22 protein-coding genes and 1 riboswitch are annotated in these 23,572 nt (G+C 71.4%); of the genes, 17 read left to right on the top strand and 5 right to left on the bottom strand.

The features are described 5' to 3' along the window. Positions 1 to 4 precede the first annotated feature (4 nt). Positions 5 to 406 carry a hypothetical protein gene (locus ACH4U7_RS05845; RefSeq protein WP_398526758.1) on the bottom strand — a complete coding sequence of 134 codons (402 nt, stop codon included), beginning with the start codon at positions 404 to 406 and terminating at the stop codon, positions 5 to 7. A 223-nt stretch (positions 407 to 629) separates the two neighbouring features. Between ACH4U7_RS05845 and ACH4U7_RS05840 the strand changes: the two genes are divergently transcribed. The 6 genes from ACH4U7_RS05840 to ACH4U7_RS05815 all read left to right on the top strand — a co-directional run bounded on the left by ACH4U7_RS05840 (position 630) and on the right by ACH4U7_RS05815 (position 7,904). Continuing rightward, positions 630 to 1,250: a heme-copper oxidase subunit III gene (locus tag ACH4U7_RS05840; protein WP_089514187.1), complete on the top strand. Its 621-nt coding sequence runs from the start codon at positions 630 to 632 to the stop codon at positions 1,248 to 1,250. A gap of 68 nt (positions 1,251 to 1,318) precedes the next feature. Beyond that, positions 1,319 to 2,128 (top strand): c-type cytochrome, encoded by an 810-nt coding sequence (locus tag ACH4U7_RS05835; RefSeq protein ID WP_398526757.1) that lies wholly within the window; start codon positions 1,319 to 1,321, stop codon positions 2,126 to 2,128. Beyond that, entirely contained in the window at positions 2,125 to 3,180 is a 1,056-nt protein-coding gene (locus ACH4U7_RS05830) for a Rieske 2Fe-2S domain-containing protein (RefSeq protein ID WP_398526756.1), read from the top strand. The genes ACH4U7_RS05835 and ACH4U7_RS05830 overlap by 4 nt, the downstream gene beginning before the upstream one ends. Further along, entirely contained in the window at positions 3,177 to 4,808 is a 1,632-nt protein-coding gene (locus tag ACH4U7_RS05825; RefSeq protein ID WP_398526755.1) for a cytochrome bc complex cytochrome b subunit, read from the top strand. Before ACH4U7_RS05830 ends, ACH4U7_RS05825 begins: the two co-directional genes overlap by 4 nt. Before the next feature lie 225 nt (positions 4,809 to 5,033). Then, complete coding sequence (trpD, locus tag ACH4U7_RS05820) at positions 5,034 to 6,107, top strand: anthranilate phosphoribosyltransferase (protein WP_398526754.1); 1,074 nt, start codon at positions 5,034 to 5,036, stop codon at positions 6,105 to 6,107. An 89-nt stretch (positions 6,108 to 6,196) separates the two neighbouring features. Further along, a riboswitch (SAM riboswitch) is annotated at positions 6,197 to 6,314 on the top strand. Between the two features lie 210 nt (positions 6,315 to 6,524). After that, positions 6,525 to 7,904 (top strand): aminotransferase class V-fold PLP-dependent enzyme, encoded by a 1,380-nt coding sequence (locus tag ACH4U7_RS05815; protein WP_398526753.1) that lies wholly within the window; start codon positions 6,525 to 6,527, stop codon positions 7,902 to 7,904. Positions 7,905 to 7,920: 16 nt separating this feature from the next. Here the strand turns inward: ACH4U7_RS05815 and ACH4U7_RS05810 are convergent, their stop codons facing one another. Beyond that, entirely contained in the window at positions 7,921 to 8,202 is a 282-nt protein-coding gene (locus tag ACH4U7_RS05810) for an Lrp/AsnC ligand binding domain-containing protein (protein ID WP_089514181.1), read from the bottom strand. Further along, positions 8,199 to 8,912 (bottom strand): rhomboid family intramembrane serine protease, encoded by a 714-nt coding sequence (locus tag ACH4U7_RS05805; RefSeq protein ID WP_398526752.1) that lies wholly within the window; start codon positions 8,910 to 8,912, stop codon positions 8,199 to 8,201. Before ACH4U7_RS05805 ends, ACH4U7_RS05810 begins: the two co-directional genes overlap by 4 nt. Before the next feature lie 171 nt (positions 8,913 to 9,083). Between ACH4U7_RS05805 and ACH4U7_RS05800 the strand changes: the two genes are divergently transcribed. From ACH4U7_RS05800 to ACH4U7_RS05780, 5 genes are all read left to right on the top strand, one after another. Next, positions 9,084 to 9,329 (top strand): hypothetical protein, encoded by a 246-nt coding sequence (locus tag ACH4U7_RS05800; RefSeq protein ID WP_014180393.1) that lies wholly within the window; start codon positions 9,084 to 9,086, stop codon positions 9,327 to 9,329. Between the two features lie 17 nt (positions 9,330 to 9,346). Then, positions 9,347 to 10,708, top strand: coding sequence for an NYN domain-containing protein (locus tag ACH4U7_RS05795; RefSeq protein WP_398526751.1), 1,362 nt, complete (start codon positions 9,347 to 9,349; stop codon positions 10,706 to 10,708). Between the two features lie 304 nt (positions 10,709 to 11,012). Then, the gene (locus tag ACH4U7_RS05790) at positions 11,013 to 12,038 is read left to right on the top strand and encodes an NlpC/P60 family protein (RefSeq protein ID WP_398526750.1); all 1,026 of its coding nucleotides are present in this window, start codon (positions 11,013 to 11,015) and stop codon (positions 12,036 to 12,038) included. A gap of 215 nt (positions 12,039 to 12,253) precedes the next feature. Beyond that, positions 12,254 to 13,348 carry an NlpC/P60 family protein gene (locus ACH4U7_RS05785; RefSeq protein WP_398526749.1) on the top strand — a complete coding sequence of 365 codons (1,095 nt, stop codon included), beginning with the start codon at positions 12,254 to 12,256 and terminating at the stop codon, positions 13,346 to 13,348. Between the two features lie 123 nt (positions 13,349 to 13,471). After that, complete coding sequence (locus ACH4U7_RS05780) at positions 13,472 to 14,704, top strand: hypothetical protein (RefSeq protein ID WP_398527003.1); 1,233 nt, start codon at positions 13,472 to 13,474, stop codon at positions 14,702 to 14,704. A gap of 17 nt (positions 14,705 to 14,721) precedes the next feature. Here the strand turns inward: ACH4U7_RS05780 and ACH4U7_RS05775 are convergent, their stop codons facing one another. After that, a complete protein-coding gene (locus tag ACH4U7_RS05775) occupies positions 14,722 to 15,249 on the bottom strand; it encodes a PadR family transcriptional regulator (protein WP_398526748.1) in 528 nt (175 codons plus the stop codon). Positions 15,250 to 15,346: 97 nt separating this feature from the next. Here ACH4U7_RS05775 and ACH4U7_RS05770 point away from each other — a divergent pair, with 97 nt between their 5' ends. Then, the gene (locus ACH4U7_RS05770; RefSeq protein WP_398526747.1) at positions 15,347 to 16,762 is read left to right on the top strand and encodes an MATE family efflux transporter; all 1,416 of its coding nucleotides are present in this window, start codon (positions 15,347 to 15,349) and stop codon (positions 16,760 to 16,762) included. 87 nt (positions 16,763 to 16,849) lie between these two features. Then, positions 16,850 to 17,998 (top strand): glycosyltransferase family 4 protein, encoded by a 1,149-nt coding sequence (locus ACH4U7_RS05765; protein WP_398526746.1) that lies wholly within the window; start codon positions 16,850 to 16,852, stop codon positions 17,996 to 17,998. Between the two features lie 69 nt (positions 17,999 to 18,067). Here the strand turns inward: ACH4U7_RS05765 and ACH4U7_RS05760 are convergent, their stop codons facing one another. Continuing rightward, positions 18,068 to 19,867 carry an AMP-dependent synthetase/ligase gene (locus ACH4U7_RS05760; protein WP_398526745.1) on the bottom strand — a complete coding sequence of 600 codons (1,800 nt, stop codon included), beginning with the start codon at positions 19,865 to 19,867 and terminating at the stop codon, positions 18,068 to 18,070. A gap of 263 nt (positions 19,868 to 20,130) precedes the next feature. Between ACH4U7_RS05760 and ACH4U7_RS05755 the strand changes: the two genes are divergently transcribed. From ACH4U7_RS05755 to ACH4U7_RS05740, 4 genes are all read left to right on the top strand, one after another. Further along, on the top strand, positions 20,131 to 20,892 hold the full coding sequence (locus tag ACH4U7_RS05755) for a metallophosphoesterase (protein ID WP_398526744.1): 762 nt from the start codon (positions 20,131 to 20,133) through the stop codon (positions 20,890 to 20,892). A gap of 74 nt (positions 20,893 to 20,966) precedes the next feature. Then, positions 20,967 to 21,410 (top strand): SRPBCC family protein, encoded by a 444-nt coding sequence (locus ACH4U7_RS05750; protein ID WP_398526743.1) that lies wholly within the window; start codon positions 20,967 to 20,969, stop codon positions 21,408 to 21,410. A 169-nt stretch (positions 21,411 to 21,579) separates the two neighbouring features. Further along, positions 21,580 to 22,908 (top strand): ArsA family ATPase, encoded by a 1,329-nt coding sequence (locus ACH4U7_RS05745; protein WP_398526742.1) that lies wholly within the window; start codon positions 21,580 to 21,582, stop codon positions 22,906 to 22,908. Positions 22,909 to 23,009: 101 nt separating this feature from the next. Continuing rightward, positions 23,010 to 23,522 (top strand): DUF5304 domain-containing protein, encoded by a 513-nt coding sequence (locus ACH4U7_RS05740; RefSeq protein ID WP_398526741.1) that lies wholly within the window; start codon positions 23,010 to 23,012, stop codon positions 23,520 to 23,522. Positions 23,523 to 23,572 lie beyond the last annotated feature (50 nt).

Raw genomic sequence — 23,572 nt, 5'->3', positions numbered from 1 at the left:
CGCGTCAGGCGTCCACGGCCAGCTGCCGGCGCAACAGCCCGGCCAGCGCGTCCGCGAAGGCCACCGGGTCCACCGGATGGGTGACCGCGGCCTCGGCGCGGCTCCACGTGGCCAGCCAGGCGTCCTGCGGGCGGCCGATGAGCAGCAGAACCGGAGGGCAGCGGAAGATCTCGTCCTTGATCTGCCGGCAGACCCCCATACCGCCCGCGGGCACCGCCTCACCGTCCAGTACGCAGACGTCGATACCGCCGTCCTCCAGCGCCGAGAGGACGGCGGGGAGGGTCGCGCACTCCACGAACTCCACGGGCGGGACGTCGGGGGCGGGCCGCCGCCCGGCCGCGAGCCGGACCTGCTGGCGGGTGCCCGCGTCATCGCTGTAGACCAGCACCGTGGCGGTCGGCTGCATCGTTCCTCCGCGTTACGTGGTTGGACTTCTGGCGCGGATGCTACTCCGGTAGAGCTCTGGGGAGGAGGGGGCGTGCAACCCCGTCCTTCCTTCGAGGGACCGGCCGACAAGCGCTCGACAACTGCCGGATCCCCGCTCGCAACGGGCCGTACGAGCAGCATCGATGCCCTTGACACTCCGAACGGTACCCCCGGAGGTGAGGGCTGGATAAGCGACCGACATAATGTCGGTCGTGGCGACAGCAACAGCAGTAGATACCGGGCACGCGCACCCGTCGGTCAACCGGCCGAACCTCACCAGCGTCGGAACCATCATCTGGCTGAGTTCCGAGCTGATGTTCTTCGCGGCCCTCTTCGCGATGTACTTCACCCTGCGATCGGTGACCGGCGCAGAGCACTGGAAGGAAATGGCGTCCGCGCTGAACTTCCCGTTCTCCGCGACGAACACCACGATCCTGGTGCTCTCCTCTCTCACTTGCCAGCTCGGTGTCTTTGCTGCCGAGCGCGGTGACGTGAAGAAGCTGCGCGCCTGGTTCGTGATCACCTTCATCATGGGCGCGATCTTCGTCGGCGGGCAGATCTTCGAATACACCGAACTGGTCAAGCATGAGGGCCTGTCGCTCTCGTCCGACCCGTACGGCTCGGTGTTCTACCTGACCACCGGCTTCCACGGCATGCATGTGACAGGCGGACTCATCGCCTTCCTGCTGGTCCTGGGCAGGACGTACGCGGCCAAGAGGTTCACTCACCAGCAGGCGACGGCGGCCATCGTGGTGTCTTACTACTGGCACTTCGTCGACGTCGTCTGGATCGGCCTCTTCGCCACGATCTACATGATCAAGTAAATCCGGTCGCCGCACCGGCACCACGTCCTAAAGCATCGACGCAGAAGATCCTGACACCGGGGTAATCCGTGAAAAAGCTCTCCGCACGACGGCGCCATCCGCTGGCTGCGCTCGTCGTCCTACTCTTCGCGCTGGCGGTCACTGGGGGGCTGTACGCCGCGTTCTCGCCGAGCGAGGCGAAGGCCGATGACAGCTCCGCCCAGTCCCTCGCCATCGAGGAGGGCAAGAAGCTCTACGCCGTCGGCTGTGCCAGTTGCCACGGCACCGGCGGTCAGGGTACGACCGACGGTCCGAGCCTGGTCGGCGTCGGCTCCGCCGCCGTGGACTTCCAGGTCAGCACCGGCCGTATGCCCGCGCAGCAGCCCGGCGCCCAGGTGCCGAAGAAGAAGAACATCTACTCGAACGCCCAGATCGAGCAGCTGTCCGCGTACATCGCCTCGCTCGGCCCCGGCCCGGTGACACCGACCAAGGAGCAGTACAACCCGGCGGGCGCGGACATCGCCGAGGGCGGTGAGCTCTTCCGTACCAACTGCGCGCAGTGCCACAACTTCGTCGGCAAGGGCGGCGCCCTGACCAACGGCAAGTACGCGCCGTCCCTCGAGGGTGTGTCCCCCAAGCACCTCTACGAGGCCATGCAGACGGGCCCGCAGAACATGCCCTCCTTCCCGGACACCGTGATGCCGGAGGAGAAGAAGAAGGCCATCATCGCCTACCTGGACACGGTCAACAGCGACAAGACCAAGACCCCCGGCGGTATGGAGATCGGCGGCCTGGGCCCGGTCAGTGAGGGTCTGTTCGGCTGGGTCTTCGGTATGGGTGCCATGATCGTCCTGACCATCTGGGTCGCCGCCCGGACCGCAAAGGCCAAGAAGTCATGAGTAGCCACGACATTTCACAACCAGACGAAAACCTGCCACACGAGCGGGGAGAGGGCGGCGAGGTAGAGGCGGCCGGCAATCCGTTCGCCGACCCGGGTCTGCCCCCGCATGAGCACCGCCAGCAGGACATCGACGAGCGCGCCGCGAAGCGCTCCGAGCGCACGATCGCGCTGCTGTTCACGATCTCGATGCTGGCGACGATCGCCTTCATCGCCTCGTATGTGGCCTTCCCGGTCGACAAGATCATCTATGTCTTCCCGCTCGGCCACGTCAGCGCGCTGAACTTCTCGCTCGGCCTGACCCTCGGCATCGCGCTGTTCACCATCGGCGCGGGCGCGGTCCACTGGGCCCGCACCCTGATGTCCGATGTGGAGATCGCCGACGAGCGTCACCCGATCGAGGCCGCACCCGAGGTCAAGGCCAAGGTCCTGGAGGACTTCGCGGCGGGCGCCGCCGAGTCCGGCTTCGGCCGGCGCAAGCTGGCCCGGAACACCCTCTTCGGCGCGCTGACCCTGGTGCCGCTGGCCGGCCTGGTGCTGCTGCGCGACCTCGGCCCGCTGCCGCAGGACAAGCTCCGGCACACCAAGTGGGCCAAGGGCAAGCGCCTGATGAACTACAACACCATGCTGGCGCTGCGGCCCGAGGACATCGCGGTCGGCTCGCTCACCTTCGCCATGCCCGAGGGCATGAAGGAGTCGGACCACGACTTCCAGACGCAGATCGCCAAGGCGGCCCTGATGCTGGTCCGGCTGCAGCCGGAGAACATCAAGGACAAGCGCGAGCTGGACTGGTCGCACGACGGCATCGTCGCGTTCTCGAAGATCTGCACCCACGTCGGCTGCCCGATCAACCTGTACGAGCAGCAGACGCACCACGTCCTGTGCCCGTGCCACCAGTCGACGTTCGACCTCTCCGACGGTGGCCGCGTGATCTTCGGCCCGGCCGGGCACGCCCTGCCGCAGCTGCGGATCGGCGTCAACAAGGACGGTTACCTCGAAGCCAAGGGCGACTTCGCGGAGCCCGTCGGTCCTGCATTCTGGGAGCGCGGATGAGTACTGCAACTGAAACGCAGCGCGGCCGCAAGGCCCCCGCGGGCGAGCGTGTGGCCGACTGGGCCGACGGCCGACTGGGCGTCTACAGCCTGGCCAAGGCCAATATGCGCAAGATCTTCCCGGACCACTGGTCCTTCATGCTGGGTGAGGTCGCGCTCTACAGCTTCATCATCATCATCCTCACGGGTGTGTATCTGACGCTGTTCTTCCACCCCAGCATGGAAGAGGTCACGTACCACGGCCCGTACGTCCCGATGCAGGGCGTGCGGATGTCCGAGGCGTTCGCCTCGACGCTCGACATCAGCTTCGAGGTGCGCGGCGGTCTGCTGATCCGGCAGATCCACCACTGGGCCGCGCTGATCTTCCTCGCCGCGATGCTCGTGCACATGATGCGCGTCTTCTTCACCGGCGCGTTCCGCAAGCCGCGCGAGATCAACTGGCTGTTCGGCTTCCTGCTGTTCTTCCTCGGCATGCTGACCGGCTTCACCGGCTACTCGCTCCCCGACGACCTGCTCTCCGGCACCGGTCTGCGGTTCATCGAGGGTGTGTTCCTGTCGATCCCGGTCGTCGGCACCTACATCTCGATGTTCGTGTTCGGCGGCGAGTTCCCCGGCATGGACCTGATCCCCAGGCTCTACCCGGTCCACGTCCTGCTGCTCCCGGGCATCATGCTCGGCCTGCTGGTCGCGCACCTGATCCTGGTCTTCTACCACAAGCACACGCAGTACCCGGGCCCCGGCAAGACCGAGAAGAACGTGGTCGGCATGCCCCTGCTGCCGGTCTACATGGCCAAGGCGGGCGGCTTCTTCTTCCTGGTCTTCGGCGTGATCGCGATCCTCTCCGCGGTCGCCACGATCAACCCGATCTGGGCCATCGGACCGTACCGGCCGGACCAGGTGTCCACCGGCGCCCAGCCCGACTGGTACATGGGCTTCGCCGAGGGTCTGGTCCGTGTGATGCCCGGCTGGGAGATCAACGCCTGGGGCCACACGCTCGTCCTGGGCGTCTTCATCCCGATCGTGCTCTTCCCGCTGGTCCTCTTCGCGATCGGGGTCTACCCCTTCATCGAGTCCTGGATCACCGGCGACAAGCGTGAGCACCACATCCTGGACCGCCCGCGCAACGTCCCGACCCGGACCGCCTTCGGTGTCGCCTGGCTGACCGCCTACCTGGTGATGCTGGTCGGTGGTGGAAACGACCTGTGGGCCACCCACTTCCACCTGTCGATCAACTCGATCACCTGGTTCGTCCGGATCGGCTTCTTCGCCGGACCGGTGCTGGCCTTCATCGTCACCAAGCGGATCTGCCTGGGTCTGCAGCGGCGCGACAAGGACAAGGTGCTGCACGGCCGCGAGACCGGCATCATCAAGCGGCTGCCGCACGGCGAGTTCATCGAGGTGCACGAGCCGCTGTCGCAGGAGGACCTGCACAAGCTCACCCAGCATGAGCAGCCCAAGCCGTACGAGGTCGGCCCCGCGGTGGACGAGAACGGTGTCCGCCGGAAGATAAAGGGTTCGCAGAAGCTCCGGGCGAAGCTGTCCAAGGGCTACTACGGCGAGGACAACGTGATCCCCAAGCCGACCACCGAGGAGTACAGGGAGATCACCAGCGGCCACGGCCACCACTGATCTCTCAGCGAACACCTCAGCTGTACGCCACACACCAGGGCCCCGGCCCGGACCACACGGTCCGGGCCGGGGCCCTCGGCTTGCTGCCGTCCTGCTGCCGTCCGTCCGGTACCCGGGCACGGGACCGCGTGCCCCGCCCGCGCCGATAGGCTTGCCAGGGGCCAGCCGCGGCACAGCTGAACTGCGCGGACCCATCCCTGCCCAGCCGAGATCCAGGAGCGGACCATGGACGTTGTGACCCCAGCCGGAGGCGACAACCGCGCGACGGCCCGCACCTGGCCGGACGTACTCGACGCGCTGCTGCTCGGCCACGACCTCACCACCGACGACACCGCCTGGGTCATGGACCGGATCATGCGCGGCGAGGCCAGCGACGCACAGATCGCCGGCTTCGCGGTCGCGCTGCGCGCCAAGGGCGCGACCGTGGCGGAGGTGTCCGGTCTGGTCCGCACGATGTACGAGCATGCGAACGTGATCGAGGTCCCCGGGGAGACGGTCGACATCGTCGGCACCGGAGGCGACCGGGCCAAGACCGTCAACATCTCCACCATGTCGGCCCTCGTGGTGGCGGGCACCGGTGCGAAGGTCGTCAAGCACGGCAACCGCGCCGCGTCCTCCGCCAGCGGCTCCTCCGACGTCCTCGCGAAGCTCGGCGTCAACCTGGACCTGAGCCCGCGGCGGGTGGCCGAGGTCGCCGAGGAAGCCGGCATCACCTTCTGCTTCGCGGTGAAGTTCCACCCCTCGCTGCGCCATGTCGGCACCGCGCGCAGCGAACTCGGCATCGCCACCATCTTCAACTTCCTCGGCCCGCTCACCAACCCGGCCCGAGTGCGCGCCCAGGCCACCGGGGTCGCGGACGCCAAGATGGCGCCCATCATGGCCGGTGTGCTCGCCGAGCGCGGCACCTCCGCGCTGGTCGTCCGCGGCGACGACGGCCTCGACGAGCTGACCGTCACCTCGACCTCCCAGGTGTGGGTGGTCGAGGGCGGCACCGTACGCCAGGAGACCTTCGACCCGCGCGACGTCGGCATCGACCTCGTCCCGGTGGACGCCCTGCGCGGCGCCGACCCCTCGTACAACGCGGACGTCGCCCGGCGCCTCCTGGCCGGGGAGCGCGGCCCGGTCCGCGACGCGGTACTGCTCAACTCGGCGGCCGCCCTGGTCGCGCTGGAGGGCGGCCCGGGCGGCAAGCCCCTCACGGAGCGCATCGCGGTCGGCATCGAGAAGGCAGCCGAATCCATCGACTCGGGCGCGGCCCGGGCCTCCCTGGAACGCTGGGTACTGGCCACGAACGCGTAGCCCCGATTCTCAAGAGGCCCCACGGGACCCCTGTCCGTATCGCGGACAGGGGTCTCGGTTCGTGACGGGGCATGGCATACTCCTGCGCAGGTCACGAGTGACAGCGACTTCGGCCCCGGCCCGCTGTCCGGCAACCCTCCGTCCGTGGCGGGGTGCCCCGGGTGATGACCAGGTCGCAGGCAATGAGGTCTGCGGCAAGCGCGGACCCCTCGCGGAACCCAGGGGTCCTGGTTGTCGAGGGAGTTCTTCCGTGATGCAGCGAATGCGCTAGGGCCGTCGGGCCCTTTTCCGTGATTTTTCCTCATTTCGCACGGCTCTCGTCCGTGCGGTGAGTTTCCTCTCCACGTGCCCGGCGGCGGGCTGCCGCCTGCCCGCGCGTGACGCATTCACCACTTCGTCCCCCCGGGAGACTTCGCCATGTCCGCGACCGCCGCTGCCGCCACCGCAACCATTGCCCCGCTGCCCGTCCTCGGCCGTGATGTCCTCGTCCCGCTCGTCACCGGCGGTGAGGTGAGCTACGCCGCGCTGGACTACGCCGCCAGCGCCCCGGCCCTGCAGCGGGTGTGGGACGACATCGCGGCTTACGCCCCGTACTACGGCAGCGTGCACCGCGGGGCCGGGTATCTCTCGCAGCTGTCCACCGATCTGTTCGAGAACAGCCGCAGGGATGTCGCGGCCTTCCTCGGCTGCCGCCCCGATGACCAGGTGATCTTCACCCGCGCCACCACCGACTCGCTCAACCTCCTCGCCGCCGCCCTCCCGCAGGGCACCCGGGTGTTCGTGTTCGAGACGGAGCACCACGCCTCGCTGCTGCCGTGGCAGCAGCGAGAAGACGTCGAGGTCGGCTATCTGAGCGCGCCGCGCTCCCCGAGGCAGGCCGCCCGGACCCTGGAGCGGGCGCTGGCCGACTGGCGAGCTGAGGCGAACACGGGTGCCGCGCTGGTGTGTGTGACCGGTGCTTCGAATGTGACCGGTGAGCTGTGGCCGGTGCGGGAGCTGGCGGAGGTGGCCCATGCGTACGGCGCCCGGATCGTGCTGGACGCCGCGCAGCTGGCCCCGCATCACCCCGTGGACATCGCGGCCTTGGACGTCGACTGGGTCGCGTTCTCCGGGCACAAGCTGTACGCGCCCTTCGGGGCCGGGGTGCTGGCGGGGCGGGCGGACTGGCTGAGCGAGGCCCGGCCGTATCTGGCGGGCGGTGGCGCCAGCCGCAAGGTGGCCCGTAAGGATCACGGTGGGGTGGACGTGGAGTGGCACACCACCGAGGCCCGGCACGAGGCCGGTTCGCCGAACGTCATCGGGGCGTACGCGATCGCCTCGGCCTGCAAGGCGCTGACCGAGGCCGGGTTCGAGTCCCTGGTGGCGCGGGAGCGGGAGCTGATCGGCAAGGTCCGCGCGGGGCTGGCGGAGGTGCCCGAGGTGCGGGTGTTGTCGCTGTTCGGGGATGACGCGCCCCGGGTGGGCGTCATCTCGTTCGTCGTGGAGGGCTGGAACAGCTCGCATTTCGCGGCCGCGCTCTCCGCGGAGTACGGCATCGGCGTACGCGACGGCCTGTTCTGCGCGCATCCGCTGGTGCGCACGCTGCTGGGCGGCGAGCCCGGGGAGGCGGGCGAGTGCGGGGCCCCGGAGGCCGCGCCGGGGGAGCGGTCGCTGAACGCCATCCGGGTCAGCTTTGGCGCGGGCACCCCGGACGAGCACGTCGAGCGGTTCGTCGGCGCGGTGAAGGAACTGGTCCGGGACGGTGCGAAGTGGAGCTACCGCACCGAGGACGGGCGCTGCGTCCCGGACCGCGGGTGACGTCCCACGAGAGGGCTCAGCCGTCGAGGCCGATCGCGAAGGCGGCCTCGAGGTCGTGCTGGGAGTAGGTGCGGAAGGCGATATGGGTCTCGGTGGAGGCCACGCCCGGCACCTTGCTGATCCGGCCCGGGATGACGTCCGCGAGGTCGTCGTGCCGGGCCACCCGCACCATCGCGATCAGATCGTGCGCTCCGGTGACCGAGTAGACCTCGCTCACGCCGTCGAGCGCGGCGATCTGCTCGGCGATCTCGGGGATCTGGTCCACGCTGGTCTTGATGAGCACGATCGAAGTGATCACGGCTGGCTTTCTCCCTCGCTGGACCTGACTGCCCTGCTCACTCTAGTCGTCCGCCCGAAGCGGGCCCACGCGTAGAGGAACCCGAGGCTGAACCCCACGAGGTGGGCGAGGTAGGCGACGCCGGGGCGGTCGGCGGCCCCGCGGGCGGCCAGCCACTGGAGCGCGAACCAGAAGATCAGCACCACCCAGGCGGGGAAGCGCAGCGGCAGGAAGAACAGAAACGGGAAGAGACTGGTCACCCGGGCCCGGGGAAACAGCCACAGAAAGGCGCCCAGGACTCCGGAGATGGACCCGGAGGCGCCGACCAGGGTCTGGGTGGAGTCGGCGTGCGCCGCGGCGTAGCCGAGCAGCGCCAGATAGCCGGTGGCGAGGTAGAAGAGCGCGAACTGGATCCGCCCCATGCGCTCCTCGGCCATCGCCCCGAAGACGTAGAGAAACAGCATGTTGCCGAGCAGGTGCAGCCAGTTGCCGTGGACGAACAGCGCGGTCAGCGGGGTCAGCGGTTCGGCGGGCGCGCCGCTCCACAGCGCGCTGGGCACCACCCCCCACCGTTCGAAGTAGCCCGTCTGGGCCCGCAGCAGCTCGCCTCCCGTGCCGTAGCCGGGGTTGAGGCCGGAGGCCGGTCCGAAGGCGAAGATCAGGCAGCAGGACGCGATGAGGGCGTAAGTCATCAGGGGGCGGCGGCCGGGCCCCTCCGACGTCTCGATCATGGGCAGATCATCGCGTACCGGGCTCAACCTGCCCAGAGTGCCTCGCCGCCGCGGGGTGGGACCGGGGAGCGCACCGGCCCCGGCGCGGGGCAGGGCTCAGGCCGTAGGGTTACAGCACGCCAAGTGCCAGAGTGGAAGCAAGGCGACCAAGACAATGAGGACGATGACGCCATGGCCGTGCCCCTGCCGACAGCCGAGACTCGCTGGCGCTGCACTCTGTGCGGCAACCTGACCCGGTTCGATGTGACGCGTTCGACGAAGGCTGTCGAGTACGTCCATCTCGACCTCGGCGGGGAGCCGAGGATCGAGGAGCGCGAGGTGGTCAGTGAGACCATTGAGTCGGTGCGCTGCCGCTGGTGCAACGCGGTCGACCAGATCGAGCTGGTCGACCGTCCGGGCGCGAGCGCGAGCGCCTGAGAACGGAGCGATGACAGGTGGTGGAGCGGACGGGCGACCCCGCGTCGGCCGGTGACGCCGAGGGCGTCGCCGAGGCGCTCGACCGCCCCCTGCCGGAGGGGGTCAGGCGCCGGGTCGTGGCCCTGGTGGCGGATGCCTTCGGAGGGCTGACGGTCACCGAGCTGCCCGCCCAGCTGCGGCAGTACGCCCGCTTCACCCCGACCCGCCGGGCGAAGTTCGCGGGCAATGCGATGGCCGCCGCCGTAGAGTCCGATCCGGTCTTCCGGCAGCGGATCGCGGGGCGGCTGCGGGAGACGCAGCAGGAGCTCGCCGAGGCCATCGAGGGCGGGTCGCCGCCGGCCGCCGCCGATCCGGAGGATGTCGCGGCGCTGGCCTATGTGCTGCGGCCGACCGGCTGGGTCAAGCTGGTCGAGGCCGCGGGCGAGGAGGCGCAGCGGGCCTCCGCCGAGCGGGCCGGCGAGGAGGCGGAGCGGGAACTGCGGCGGCTGCGCGAGGAGCTGGCCGAGGCGAGGGCGACGGCGCGTACGGAGGCCGAGCGGTCCCGCGGCGAGCTGGAGGCGGCCCGTAAGGAGTCGGACGCGCTGCACCGGAAGCTGCGCAGCGCGCTCAGCGACGTCAAGCGCGGCGAGGCGGCGCTGCGCAAGGCCGCCTCCGAGCTGGAGTCCGTACGGTCGGCGGCCGCGGTGCGGCAGGCCACGGCGGAGGGCGAGGCGCGGCGGCTGCGGGCCCGGCTCGCGGAGACGGAGTCGGCGCTGGAGGCCAGCCGGCGGGCGGCCCGCGAGGGGCGCAGCGTCGAGGACATGCGGGTGCGGCTGCTGTTGGACACGGTGCTGGAAGCGGCGCAGGGGCTGCGGCGCGAACTGGCGCTGCCGCCCGCGTCGATGCGCCCGGCGGACGCGGTGGACGCGGTGCAGCCGGGCAAGATGACGCCGCGGGACATAGCGACCAGGGCGCTGTCGGAGATGGACCCCGCGCTGCTGGACCAGCTGCTGGCGCTGCCTCAGGCCCATTTGGTGGTGGACGGCTACAACGTCACCAAGACCGGCTATCCGACGATGCCGCTGGACAAGCAGCGGCTGCGGCTGTTGGGCGGTCTTGCTGTGCTGGCGGCCCAGTCCGGCGCCGAGATGACCTGTGTCTTCGACGGGGCGGAGCTGGCGGCGCCGGTGCTGCTGGCGCCGCCGCGCGGGGTGAGGGTGCTGTTCAGCAAGCCGGGGGTGACCGCGGACGAGCTGATCAGGCAGCTGGTGCGGGCCGAGCCGCCGGGCCGGCCGGTGGTCGTGGTCTCGACGGACCGCGAGGTGGCCGACGGGGTGGCCAAGGCCGGGGCACGACCGGTCTCGTCCGCTCTGTTGCTCAAGCGACTCGCGCGTACTTAAGTGATTCCGTACGACGCGTCGGGCGGCGCTCGTATGGCCGTTGTCGCCTGCGGAGCGTCAACCGACCGTTACGGTATGTGTGATGTTTGTAAAAGATGCGCTCGAAGACCGACTTTTTTGGCAGTGGGATTTGAACGGATCACGACGAGGTCACTAAGGTCGGCTCGAACCTCCGCGCGGTTGATCATCCATCGGGGATATCAGCGGGGGTACCGCCGAGTCCGCGTGCGCTGCATGCTGCGGAGCCGGGGTCATGACCCCCACTCACCCGGTAGGCGGCTCGAGGAAGAAGGAGCTCGCCCCCGTGGCGTCCCACCGTCGACCCAAGCAGCCGAGCCGCACTCGGGTAACCGTCTTCACCGCGACCGCCGCGGCGGCCGTCGCCCTCTCGTCCCAGGCCGCGCAGGCCGCGCCCAAGGCGGACAAGAAGGACGTCAAGGAGCAGGTCGACAAGCTCTACGAGGAGGCGGAGGGGGCGACCGAGAAGTACAACGGCGCCAAGGAGAAGAAGGAAAAGCTGGAGAAGCAGGTCGGCGAGCTCCAGGACAAGGTGGCCCGCGGCCAGGAGGAACTGAACAAGCTCCGCAACGGCCTCGGTTCGATGGCCACCGCCCAGTACCGCTCCGGCGGCATCGACCCCTCCGTGCAGCTGCTGCTCTCCTCCGACCCGGACACCTACCTCGACAAGGCCTCCACGCTCAGTCAGTTGAGCGGCAAGCAGGCCGAGTCGCTGCGCAAGATCGCCGACAAGCAGCGCACGCTCAAGCAGCAGCGCCAGGAGGCGTCCACGAAGCTGAAGGACCTCGAGGACACCCGTAAGGCGCTGGGCGAGAAGAAGAAGGAGATCCAGGGCAAGCTCTCCAAGGCCCAGCAGCTCCTGAACACGCTCACCGCCCAGGAGCGGGCCGCGCTCGCCGCCAAGGAGCAGGAGCGCGCCAACCGCTCCAACGAGCGGGTCAACCTCGGCAACGACGTGCCCGACTCGCAGCGCGCCGCCGCCGCGCTGGCCGCCGCCAAGACGAAGATCGGCGCGCCGTATGTGTGGGCCGCGACCGGACCGTCCTCCTTCGACTGCTCCGGCCTCACCGGCTGGGCGTACAAGCAGGCCGGCGTCTCCCTGCCGCGTATCTCGCAGGACCAGGCCAACGCCGGCACCCGCATAAGCCGCAGCCAGCTCAAGCCGGGCGACCTGGTGCTCTTCTACAGCGACCTGCACCACATAGGGCTGTACGCGGGCAACGGCCAGGTGCTGCACGCCCCCAAGCCCGGGGCCAATGTGCGCTACGAGTCGATGGACAACATGCCGTTCATGTTCGGCGTCCGGGTCTGATCCCCGCCGTACCCGAACCGTCCGTTCGGGGGAATTCGGGGAAGCCCGACAGCTTCCGCTGAGCGTCCGCCCCGCCGGTGACCTGCGTCTCCGGCGGGGCGTCGCCTTGTGTACCCGCCACGCTTCTTGGACCGTGCGTGTTCGTGCGGCTACTGTCTGCGCGCAGTTCCGACATAGCGGACTTCCCGATACAGCGGAAGGGAGTGCGGCTTCCCATGGCGTCTTGTCGCCGTTCCCCTCGGTCCGGTTCCCCTCGGTCCGGTTCCCCGCGGTCCGGTTCCTCGCGGTCTGGTTCCCTGACCGTGCTGGCCGCCGCCTCGGCCGCCGTGGCCTCGGCGGCCGCGCTGTCGGCGGCGCCGGCCAGCGCCGAGCCGCACGACCCCGCCTCGGACACCGCGGCTCCGCATGCCGCGGCTCCGCACGCCACCGTCGGCGCGGTGGAGCTGCTGTACGCGCAGGCGGAGCGGGCGACCGAGCGCTACAACGCGGCCGAGGCGCACGCCCGAGGGCTGCGCCGCCAGGTCGACCAGCTCCAGGACCGCGTCGCCCGCGGCCAGGAGCGGCTGAACCGGATGCGGGTGGCGCTCGGCGCCCTCGCGGGCGGGCAGTACCGGTCCGGCGGGGTCGACCCCGGCCTCGCGCTGATCCTCTCCGAGGACCCCGCCAACTACCTCGACAAGGCCGCCACCCTCCAGCGGATCGGCAAGCGGCAGGCCGGGCAGCTACGGGTCTTCGAGAGCGCCCAGCGGACGCTGCGCCAGCAGCGCGCGGAGGCGGCGGCCAGGCTCGCCCGGCTGGAGCACAGCCGCAAGGTCGTCATCCGCCACAAGCGGGTCGTACGGCACAAGCTCGCCACGGCGCGCCGGCTGTTCAACGCCCTGCCGGCCGTCCAGCGCGCGGCCTATCTGCAGGGCTCGCCCGCGATGTCCCGGGCGGTGGGCGTGCCCGAGCTGCCGCCGTCCTCGCCGCGCGCCGCCGCCGCGCTCGAGGCCGCGCGCCGGGCGGTGGGCCAGCCGTACGCGTGGGGACAGGCCGGGCCCACCGCCTTCGACTGCTCCGGGCTGACCCAGTGGGCGTACGGGCGGGCCGGGGTGGCGATCCCGCGCACCTCGCAGCAGCAGGCGTCCGCCGGACACCCGGTGTCGCTGAGTCATATCCGCCCCGGCGATCTGGTGGTCTACCGCTCCGACGCGGGCCACGTCGGGATGTACGCGGGCAACGGCCAGGTGATCCACGCGCCCCACCCGGGGGCGCGGGTGCGCTACGACCCGGTCGGGATGATGCCGATTTCGGCCATCACACGTGTCTGATTAGCGCACCTGATTACGAACCGCGAGCCTCGTACGATCTACGACGTGGTGGGTAGGCGGTGGCCGGGCGGACGGCGGGCGGACAGACGGTGGGCCGGGCGGCGTTCCGGGCGATGGGCGGCGCTGTGTCTGGCCGCGCTGTGCGCCCTGGTGGCCGTCGCGCTGACCGGCTGCGGCACCGCCCAGGGCCCCGACGACGCCGCGGGGCGGGACGGGCGGGCCGTCCAGCAGCTGCTCGACCGGCGGGCCGCGGCGGTCCGGGAGCGCGACGCGGGCGCCTTCCTCGCCACCGTCGACCGGCGCTCCGCCCGCTATCTGGCCGAGCAGCGCCGGATGTTTGCTCACCTGGCCGCCGTACCGGTGCGCTCCTGGACCTACGACCTGGTGGACACCGGCGGCTTCGACCCCGCGCTGGGCGGGGGCCGCCGCCTCGCCGCCCAGGTCGAGCTGCGCTACCGGCTCTCCGGATACGACACCGTGCCGGTCGTCGCCGAGGAGTATCTGACCCTCGCCCAGCGGAACGGGCGCTGGTACGTGGCCTCCGACGACGGCGAGGAGGACGGCCGGCGCACCTCCGTGCAGCTGTGGGACCAGGGCGCGGTGACCGCCGTACGCGGTGCGCACAGCCTCGTCCTCGGCGTGGGCCAGGACCGGCGGCGGCTGCGCGAGCTGGCGGACGGCGCCGACCGGGCGGTGGCCGTCCTGCGGAAGGCATGGCCGCACCCCTGGGCCGGGCGGGTGGTGGTGCAGGTCCCCGCCTCCCTGGACCGGATGGCCGCCCTGCTGGGCTCGTCCGCGAGCGGCTACCGCGGTATCGCGGCCGTCACCACCGGCGAGGCGGGGGGCGGCCACCGCGCCGCCGCCGACCGCGTCATCGTCAACCCCGAGGCGTACCAGGTCCTCGGCGACTTCGGCCGGCGCGTCGTGATCACCCACGAGACGGCCCATGTGGCCACCCGCACCGCCACCAGCCCCGCCACCCCGATGTGGCTCTCCGAGGGCTTCGCCGACTGGACGGGCTACCTCGGCACCGGCCGCACCCCCCGCGAGGTGGCCCCCGAACTGGCCCGCTCCGTCGCGTCCGGCCGCATTCCGGACGCCCTCCCGGACGACAAGGCCTTCGGCTTCGGCGGCAGCGCGGACGTCCTGTCCCAGGCGTACGAGGAGGGCTGGCTGGCCTGCCGTCTGATCGCGGAGAAGTGGGGTCAGGGGAAGCTGGTCGAGTTCTACCGCGCGGTGGGTGAGAGCCCGGGCCGCAAGGGGGCGGTGGAGTCCGCGCTGAGCGAGGTGCTGGGCACGAACCTGGCCGAGTTCACCGACCTGTGGCGCAAGTACCTGATCGCTCAGTTCGATTAAGGGGTTCGGCCAGCGGGCTAGCTCGTCTCCAGCTGGTCCAGCGCGTCCGCGAGCCACCGCCGCTCCTCCGTGGTGGTCGCGCGGGCGATCCGCAGCATCCCCTCGCGGAAGACGTCCCCGGCCCGCTCCGCGCGCACCGGCTCGCCGCCCTCGTAGAAGAAGCTCGACGGGGTGTCCAGGAACGCCTGGCGGCGCCGCAGCACGGCCGCCTGCTCGGCCGGGTCCGGCAGTTGGCGGAGGAACGCGAGCAGCGTGAAGAACCGCTGGCCGTCGGTGATCTCCACGTCCTTGGGCGTACGCAGCCGGGACAGCAGCTCGGCGCGGCCCGTGTCGGTGAGGGACAGCACCCGGCGCGGGGCGGCGCTCGCGCCCGGTTCGGTGCGCTGGTCCAGCAGACCGGCCTTCGTCAGCCGGGTGATCGCCGGGTAGAGCGCGCCGTCGCTCACCGGGCGGACATGCCCGCTCAGGGCCTTGATGCGCTCCTTGAGCTCGTAGCCGTGCAGCGGCTGGTCGTACAGGAAGCCGAGGATCGACAGCTCAAGCACCTTGGGTGACGTCCTTTCACTTGCCCACTCACTTGCGTCATGGTACCTCTCATCGCGGTACCTCGTTTAGAGGTACCTGGTGCTGAGAGGGGAAGAAATGCCGCAGGAGACGGCGCGGGAGGCGCTGCCGAGGGAACACCGCCGCAGACTCGTGGGCCTGGCGTGCCCGGTCTACGGTGAGCTGCTGGCCGGTGTGGTCGCCGGGATCGTCAACATGGTGTGGGTGGCCCGCCTCGGTGGACCCGCCGTCGCCGCCGTGGCCGTGGCCACCAACGTCGAGAACCTGGCCCTCGGCCTGATCCTGATGGCCGGCAGCGGCACCACCGTCCTCGTCGCCCGCGCCCGTGGCGCGGGCGACCCGGCGGCCCTGCGCACCGCCGTACGCGGCGGCTGGGCGCTGTGCGCGCTGCTCATCCCGCCCGTAGCGGTCGGCGGCTGGGCGCTGCGCGAGCCCCTGGCCCGTCTGGTGCTCGGCGGCGGCGACGGACAGGCCCTCCGCCTCGCCGTCGGCTACTTCGCCGTCTCCCTGCCCGGCCTCGCCGTCTTCTTCGCGCAGAACCTCCTCGACGGCGTCCTCAAGGGCGCCGGGGACACCCGCACCCCCATGCGCCTCGCCTTCCTCGCCAACGCGCTGATCCTCGTCCTCGACCCGCTGTTCGTCTTCGGCCTGTGCGGGTTGCCCCGGCTCGGCGTGACCGGCGCCGCCTGGGCCACCGTCGCCGGACGCTCGGCCGCCCTCGCCGCCGGACTGGTGGCGCTGCGCCGTAACCGCCTGCTGCGCCGCAACCGCCTGCTGCGCCAGGCGGCCGCGGCCCGCCCCGCCGGGCACACCCTGAGCGGCTGCTTCGCCGCCCTGCGCGCCACCGCCGCCACCGGGCTGCCGATGGCCGCCGACTTCACGGCCCGGATGGCCGGTTCCCTGCTGCTGGTGGCCGTCGTGGCGCGGATCGGGGTGGCGTCCGTCGCCGCGTACGCCATCGCCACCAAGGCGATGTACGTGGCGACCATGTCCTTCTACGCGGTACGGCAGGCCGCCGCCATCCACACCGCCCACAACCTCGGCGCCGGCCGCGACCAGCGGGCCGCGATCGCGCGTCAGGCCGCGCTGCTCGGCGCCGCGCTCGGCGCGCTCGCCGCCCTGGTGCTGCTGGCCGCCGCGCCATGGGTGATGCGGGCGTTCGGCGCGCGGCCGGACGTCGCCGCGGCCGGTACGGCGTTTCTGCGCTGTGTAGGCCCGTATCTGGCGCTGCTGGGCTGCTTCATCGCGCTCGGCGGCGTGTTCGAGGGGGCTGGGGGCAGCCCGCTGATGCTGCGCGTCACCCTCGCCGGTACGGCCGTCCAACTGCCGCTGGCCTACGGCCTGTCCGGCCTCGGGCTGCCCGGGGTGTGCGCGGCCATGGCCCTGGCCGCGGCCCTCCAGTGCCTGGCCGTGCTCGCACTCTCCCGCCGCTTCGCCCTGCCACGGGCCCCCGCCCGCCGGGCCGCGGAACGGGTCGGGGCGCCGTCACCGTAGCCCGGCGCCCGCACCCGGTACTGTCGGCAGGGCCGGTAGTGTCGGCAGGGCCGGTAGTGTCGGCAGGGCCGGTAGTGTCGGCAGGAAATGGACAAGACCCTGATCGTCACCAACGACTTCCCGCCCCGGCCCGGCGGCATCCAGGCGTTCCTGCACAACATGGCGCTGCGCCTGGACCCGCAGCGGGTCGTCGTCTACGCCTCCACCTGGAAGCGCGGCCGGGAGGGTGCCGAGGCCACGGCCCGGTTCGACGCCGAGCAGCCGTTCCGCGTCGTACGGGACCGTACGACCATGCTGCTGCCCACCCCGCGGGTGACCCGGCGCGCCACCGAGCTGCTGCGTGCGCACGGCTGCACCGCGGTGTGGTTCGGGGCCGCCGCCCCGCTCGGGCTGATGGCCCCGGCGCTGCGCGCGGCGGGCGCCCGGCGGCTGGTGGCGACCACCCATGGGCACGAGGCCGCCTGGGCCCAGCTCCCCGCCTCCCGCGGGCTGCTGCGCCGGATCGGCCAGTCCACCGACACCCTCACCTACCTCGGCGAGTACACCCGCTCGCGGATCGCCGCCGCCATCGGGCCCGAGGCCGCGGCGCGCATGGTCCAACTGACGCCCGGCGTGGACGAGAAGAGCTTCCACCCCGACTCGGGCGGCGCCGAGGTCCGGGCCAGGCTCGGGCTCGCCGACCGCCCCGTCGTCGTCTGTGTCTCCCGGCTGGTGCCGCGCAAGGGACAGGACACCCTCATCCAGGCCATGCCGCGGATCCTGGCGGAGGTCCCGGACGCCGTGCTGCTGATCGTCGGCGGCGGCCCGTACGCCAAGGAGCTGCACCGGCTTGCCGAGACCACCGGCGTCGCCGACTCCGTGCGCTTCACCGGCGCGGTCCCCTGGGCGGAGTTGCCCGCCCACTACGGCGCGGGCGACGTGTTCGCCATGCCCTGCCGCACCCGGCGCGGCGGTCTGGACGTCGAGGGCCTGGGCATCGTCTACCTGGAGGCATCCGCGACCGGCCTGCCCGTCGTCGCCGGGGACTCCGGCGGCGCGCCGGACGCGGTCCTCGAGGGCGAGACAGGCTGGGTGGTGCGGGGCGGCTCCGCCGAGCAGGCGGCCGAGCGGATCGTCGCGCTGCTCCAGGACCCCGAGCTGCGGCGGCGGATGGGGGAGCGGGGGCGCGCCTGGGTGGAGGAGCGCTGGCGCTGGGACCTGCTCGCCGAGCGGCTGGAGGGCCTGCTCCAGGGCTGATCCAGCTGACGGGGCGGTGGGCCCACGTACGGAAGCCGTACGTGGGCCCACCGCCGCGCTCGCGCCGGGTCAGCGCTGGTACAGCGCCTCGATCTCGCCCGCGAAGTCCTTGACCACCACGCTCCGCTTGAGCTTCAGCGACGGCGTGACATGCCCGGAGTCCTCGGTGAACTGGGTGGTCAGGATCCGGAATTTGCGCACCGACTCCGCCCTGGAGACCGCCGCGTTCCCGTCGTCCACCGCGCGCTGGATCTCGGCCAGCAGCTCGGGGTCCTCCTGCAATTCGGCCACCGTGGCGTCGGCCGGCTTGCCGTGCTCGGCCAGCCAGCGCGGCAGGAACTCCTGGTCGACGGTGATCAGCGCGCCGACGAAGGGGCGGCCGTCGCCGACCACCATGCACTCGGCGATCAGGGCGTGCGCCCTGATCCGGTCCTCGATCACCGCCGGGGCCACGTTCTTGCCGCCCGCGGTGATGATGATCTCCTTCTTGCGGCCGGTGATGGTGAGATAGCCGTCCTCGTCGAGGGTGCCCACATCGCCGGTGTGGAACCAGCCGTCGGACAGCGCCTCCGCCGTCGCCGCCTCGTTGTTCCAGTACCCGCTGAACAGGTGGTCGCCGTGGAGCAGCACCTCGCCGTCGTCCGCGATCCGGACCACCGTGCCCGGCATCGGCTGCCCGACCGTGCCGAGCTTCTGCCGGTCCCACGGGTTGAAGGTGGTCGCCGCGCAGGACTCCGTCAGGCCGTACCCCTCGAGCACCGTGAAGCCGATGCCCCGGTAGAAGTGGCCGAGCCGGGCGCCCAGCGGGGCGCCGCCGGAGATCGCGTGGGTGGCCCGGCCGCCCAGGACGGCGCGCAGCTTGCTGTAGACCAGGCGGTCGAAGACCTTGTGCTTGACCTTGAGGCCGAAGGACGGCCCGGCGGGGGTGTCCAGCGCCTCGCTGTAGGCGATGGCGGTCGCGGCGGCCTTGTCGAAGATCTTGCCCTTGCCGTCGGCCTGGGCCTTCGCCCGCGCCCCGTTGTAGACCTTCTCGAAGACGCGCGGCACGCCCAGCACCAACGTCGGCCGGAAGGAGGCCAGTTCGTCGGTGAGCGTCTTGACGTCCCCGACATGCCCGAGCTTGATCGGCGCCAGTACCGCCGCGATCTCCACCAGCCGCCCGAGGACATGCGCCTCGGGGATGAAGAGCAGCACCGACGACTCGCCGGTCACGAAGATCGGCTTGAGGCGGGCCACGACATTGCCGCATTCGGCGAAGAAGCTGCGGTGGGAGAGCACACAGCCCTTGGGGCGGCCGGTGGTGCCCGAGGTGTAGACGATCGTGGCCGGGGAGTCGGCGTTCGCGATCGCGCTGCGCTCGTCGACCACCGCGTCCCCGATGTCCGCGCCCAGCTTCCGCAGCGTCTCGATCGCCCCGCCGCCCTCGATCCGCCACAGGCTCTTCAGCGCGGGCAGGGCCTCCCGTACGGACTCGACGGCGGCCTCGTGCGCGGCGGACTCCACCACGCAGGCGACCGCGCCCGAGTCGCCGAGGATCCACTGGGTCTGCTCGGCCGAACTCGTCTCGTAGACCGGCACCGTGACCGCGCCCGCGCTCCAGATGGCGAAGTCCAGCAGCGTCCACTCATAGCGGGTGCGCGACATCAGCCCGACCCGGTCGCCGGGCTCCACCCCGGCGGCGATCAGGCCCTTGGCCACGGCCCGCACCTCGGCGAGGAATTCGGCGGCGGTGACGTCCTGCCACTCGCCGCCGACCTTCCGGCCGACCACCGCGACATCGGGGTGGTGGGCGGCGTTGCGCCGGATGAGGTCGGTCAGATTCCCGTCGGCCGGAACCTCGTACAGGGCCGGAAGGCTGAACTCGCGCAAGACTGCTGCTCCTCGTCGGGCGCCGGCGCCGCTACGGGCAATCCCCGCGGGCAAGGGGGGATGGTGGACTGCCCGGACGTTACCGATGGGTATGGCATCTGGGATAGGGGGTCCTCCCAGATGTTTGATGCGTCACACCCCGTTCTCGTATTCGTCGCAGACTAGTCGACCCTGCCCAGGACCCGGAAGTAACAGCAGGTGGCGGCGGGGCGGTGGGGGCCCGTGTCTGACGGCCCGAGGCAGCAGGACTTAGGCTGACCTGCATGCGAGTTCACGTGGTCAGCGACGTGCACGGCAACAGCCGGGATCTGAAGCGGGCGGGCGAGGGCGCGGACGCCCTGATCTGCCTCGGCGACCTGGTGCTCTTCCTCGACTACGCCGATCACTCCCGCGGCATCTTCCCCGACCTGTTCGGCGTCGAGAACGCCGACCGCATCGTGGAACTGCGCACCGCCCGCCGGTTCGAGGAGGCCCGTGAATTCGGCAACCGGCTGTGGGACGGGGTGGACCGCAACGCCGCCATAGAGTCCGCGGTACGCCGCCAGTACGCCGAGCTCTTCGCGGCCTTCCCCACCCCCACCTACGCCACCTTCGGCAATGTCGACATACCGAGGCTGTGGTCCGAGTACGCCGGGTCCGGTATCACCGTCCTCGACGGTGAGCGGGTCGAGATCGGCGGCCGGGTCTTCGGCTTCGTCGGCGGCGGGCTGCGCACCCCGATGCGCACGCCGTACGAAATCGACGACGAGGTCTACGCCGCGAAGATCGCCGCGCTCGGCGAGGTCGACGTGTTGTGCACCCATATCCCGCCCGACGTCCCCGAGCTGTGCTACGACACCGTCGCCCGCCGCTTCGAGCGCGGCAGCGCCGCCCTCCTCGACGCCATCCGCGAGGTGCGGCCCAAGTACGCGGTCTTCGGCCATGTCCACCAGCCGCTCGCCCGCCGGATGCGCATTGGCGCCACCGAGTGTGTCAACGTCGGACACTTCGCCTCGACCGGCACCCCCTGGACCCTGGAGTGGTGAGCGACGCGCGGTAGCCTTCAGCGGCAGAGGCCCAGGCGGCGGATCAGCGGACCAACACCGAAGGAACCACGGCGATGGCGGAACACACCAGCTCGAGCATCACGATCGAGGCGGCACCGGCCGACGTGATGGAGGTGATCGCCGACTTCGACCGTTACCCGGAGTGGTCCGGAGAGGTGAAGGAGGCCGACGTCCTCACCAAGGACGACCGGGGGCGCGCCGAGAAGGTGCGGATGCTGCTCGACGCCGGGGCGATCAAGGACGACTACACCCTCGAGTACACCTGGACAGGTGACAACCAGGTCAGCTGGTCCCTGGTCAAGTCCCAGATGCTGCGCTCCCTCGACGGCTCGTACCTGCTGGCCCCGGTCGACAGCGGCAAGCGCACCGAGGTCACCTACCAGCTCACCGTCGACGTCAAGATCCCGATGCTCGGCATGATCAAGCGCAAGGCCGAGAAGGTCATCATCGACCGCGCGCTGGCCGGTCTGAAGAAGCGGGTGGAGAGCGCCGACTAGGTTCTGTCCGGGCCCCGGGCCCGGCGCGGGCGCGACTCGCGCCCGGCCCGCTCGCTCTTAATCAGCTCGCCTTGGGCCCCGCCCGGCGCGGGCGCGACCGCGAGCGCCGCTGATCCCGCTACGGTCGGGAAGCCCGTCCCAGTCCCACCCTGCCCGGAGGCTCCTTTTCATGCGTACGGTTCTCGTCACCGGTACCGGCGGCGCGGGCCGCACCACCGTCGCCGCCGCGACCGCGCTCGCCGCCGCCCGCGAGGGGCGGCGCGCCCTGCTGCTCACGGCCGACCGCGACGGCACCCCGGAGGCGCTGCTCGGCCTTCCCGCGCCCCGGCCCGCCGCCGCGACGTCGGCCGAGCGGCTGCCGTGGTCCCCGCCGGTCGAGGCCGCCCCCGGCATGTGGGCCGCGCGCATCGCCGCCGACGACTGGTTCCGCGGCGAGCTGACCTCCCTCCAGGAACGGGGGAGCGGCGCGCTGGACATGCTCGGCGCCACTCCGCTTGACCCCGAGGAGCTGACGGGCCTGCCGGGCACGGAGGCCTTCGCGGTACTGCGCGCGCTGCGCGTGGTCCACGACACGGATCCGGCTGCCGCCCACTGGGACGTCCTGGTCGTCGACATGCCGCCCGCCCCCGATACGGTCGCGGTCCTCGCGCTGCCCGAGCAGCTGCGCCGCTATCTGCGCCGGCTGCTGCCCGCCGAGCGGCAGGCGGCGCGCGCCCTGCGGCCGATGCTGGCGCAGCTCGCCGGGGTGCCGATGCCCGCCCAGAAGCTGTACGAGACGGCCGAGCGCTGGGAGCGCGAACTGGCCGGTGTGCAGGCCCTGATCGAGTCCGAGGCCACCACCGTACGGCTGGTGGTGGACCCGGGACCGCTCGCCGACCGGGCGCTGCGCACCGCGCGCGCCGGGCTCGCACTGTACGGCTGCCGCGTGGAGGCCGTGGTCGCCAACCGGCTGCTGCCCACCGGCACCGCCGACCCCTGGCTCGCGGCGCTGTCCGGGCAGCAGCAGGCCGCGCTCAAGGAGCTGCACGGGGAGTGGGCGCCCGACGTCCCTGTCCGCGAACTGCCCCACCTGGGCCGCGACCCGCTCGAGGCGAACGGCCCGCGGGACTCCGACGGCCTGCGGGACCCCGACGGCCCGCGGGACTCCGACGGCCCGGGCGGTGTGCCACAGGTGGGCGGGCTCGCCGCGCTCGTCGCCTCCGTCGGTGCTCCCGAGCCGCGTCCCGACCGCCCGGCCGCCGAGCCGTGGACGGTCGAGGACCGTCTCGCCGACGACGGGGAACTGGTGTGGCGGCTGCCGCTGCCCGGCGCCGACCGCGACGCCCTCGGCCTGGTGCGCCGCGGCGATGAACTGATCGTCACCGTCGGCCCGTTCCACCGGGTGCTGCCGCTGCCGTCCGCCCTGCGCCGCTGCACCGTGTCCGGTGCCGGGCTGCGCGACGGCCGCCTCCACGTCCGCTTCGCCCCGGACCCCGAGCTGTGGCCGAGGAGCCTGTGACACCCCATGCCCCTTTTCTCGCCTTGTCATTCCGGTAACGTCGAGAGCAAGCCCGGATGAACTCCCCCGGGCCGCCAGTCCCTCCGCCGCAGGAGCCCGCCATGAGCGACGACGCCACCGAGCGCCCCGCCGAATCCCCGGTCACCGACGTACCGGTCAACGACGTACCGGTCACGGACATCGACCCCGACGCCTGGGAGCGGGCCTGTGCCGAGGACCTTGCCGCGGAGCGGGCCCGCCGCCGGGCCCGCGAGAGCGGCCATGAACCGGGCAGCGCAGCCGAGGAGCTGCGCAAACTGGCCGAGGCCATCGCCGACAGGCTGGCCGGGGCCCAGGCCCCGCTGGCCGGGACGGCCGTGCAGGGCGCCGTACAACACTTGATCGCACAGGCAAAGGCAGCTGTCGAACCGGTCATCGAACGGAACCCTGAGGTCTTCGATCATCTCGCCACCGCCGGCACCGAGCTCCTTGCCGCTTATCGGGCCGCCGTCCAGGGTCAGGAGCAGCGCTGGACGCGTGGCGACGACGACGGCGCCACCGGGGCCGACGACCGCGCCGACAAGCCGGACAAGGGCAATGAGTCTTCGAGTAGTGAACACATCGACCTCGACTGAGCCCCACCTCCGGTACCGTTGTGCTCGGCGGGGTTCGACCAAATAACTGA

The organism is Streptomyces sp. NPDC020845 (assembly GCF_044334165.1).
In the GTDB taxonomy this organism is placed as follows: domain Bacteria; phylum Actinomycetota; class Actinomycetes; order Streptomycetales; family Streptomycetaceae; genus Streptomyces.
The sequence above is the reverse complement of the archived record's forward strand: the minus strand, read 5'-3'. Positions and strand labels throughout refer to the sequence as shown.

Excerpts from the sequence above, each read along its gene's own strand:
- ACH4U7_RS05845 (WP_398526758.1), bottom strand. The coding sequence starts at position 406 with ATGCAGCCGACCGCCACGGTGCTGGTCTACAGCGATGACGCGGGCACC.
- ACH4U7_RS05840 (WP_089514187.1), top strand. The coding sequence starts at position 630 with ATGTCGGTCGTGGCGACAGCAACAGCAGTAGATACCGGGCACGCGCAC.
- ACH4U7_RS05830 (WP_398526756.1), top strand. The coding sequence starts at position 2,125 with ATGAGTAGCCACGACATTTCACAACCAGACGAAAACCTGCCACACGAG.
- ACH4U7_RS05825 (WP_398526755.1), top strand. The coding sequence starts at position 3,177 with ATGAGTACTGCAACTGAAACGCAGCGCGGCCGCAAGGCCCCCGCGGGC.
- trpD (WP_398526754.1), top strand. The coding sequence starts at position 5,034 with ATGGACGTTGTGACCCCAGCCGGAGGCGACAACCGCGCGACGGCCCGC.
- ACH4U7_RS05815 (WP_398526753.1), top strand. The coding sequence starts at position 6,525 with ATGTCCGCGACCGCCGCTGCCGCCACCGCAACCATTGCCCCGCTGCCC.
- ACH4U7_RS05805 (WP_398526752.1), bottom strand. The coding sequence starts at position 8,912 with ATGATCGAGACGTCGGAGGGGCCCGGCCGCCGCCCCCTGATGACTTAC.
- ACH4U7_RS05800 (WP_014180393.1), top strand. The coding sequence starts at position 9,084 with ATGGCCGTGCCCCTGCCGACAGCCGAGACTCGCTGGCGCTGCACTCTG.
- ACH4U7_RS05785 (WP_398526749.1), top strand. The coding sequence starts at position 12,254 with ATGGCGTCTTGTCGCCGTTCCCCTCGGTCCGGTTCCCCTCGGTCCGGT.
- ACH4U7_RS05770 (WP_398526747.1), top strand. The coding sequence starts at position 15,347 with ATGCCGCAGGAGACGGCGCGGGAGGCGCTGCCGAGGGAACACCGCCGC.
- ACH4U7_RS05765 (WP_398526746.1), top strand. The coding sequence starts at position 16,850 with ATGGACAAGACCCTGATCGTCACCAACGACTTCCCGCCCCGGCCCGGC.
- ACH4U7_RS05755 (WP_398526744.1), top strand. The coding sequence starts at position 20,131 with ATGCGAGTTCACGTGGTCAGCGACGTGCACGGCAACAGCCGGGATCTG.
- ACH4U7_RS05750 (WP_398526743.1), top strand. The coding sequence starts at position 20,967 with ATGGCGGAACACACCAGCTCGAGCATCACGATCGAGGCGGCACCGGCC.
- ACH4U7_RS05745 (WP_398526742.1), top strand. The coding sequence starts at position 21,580 with ATGCGTACGGTTCTCGTCACCGGTACCGGCGGCGCGGGCCGCACCACC.
- ACH4U7_RS05740 (WP_398526741.1), top strand. The coding sequence starts at position 23,010 with ATGAGCGACGACGCCACCGAGCGCCCCGCCGAATCCCCGGTCACCGAC.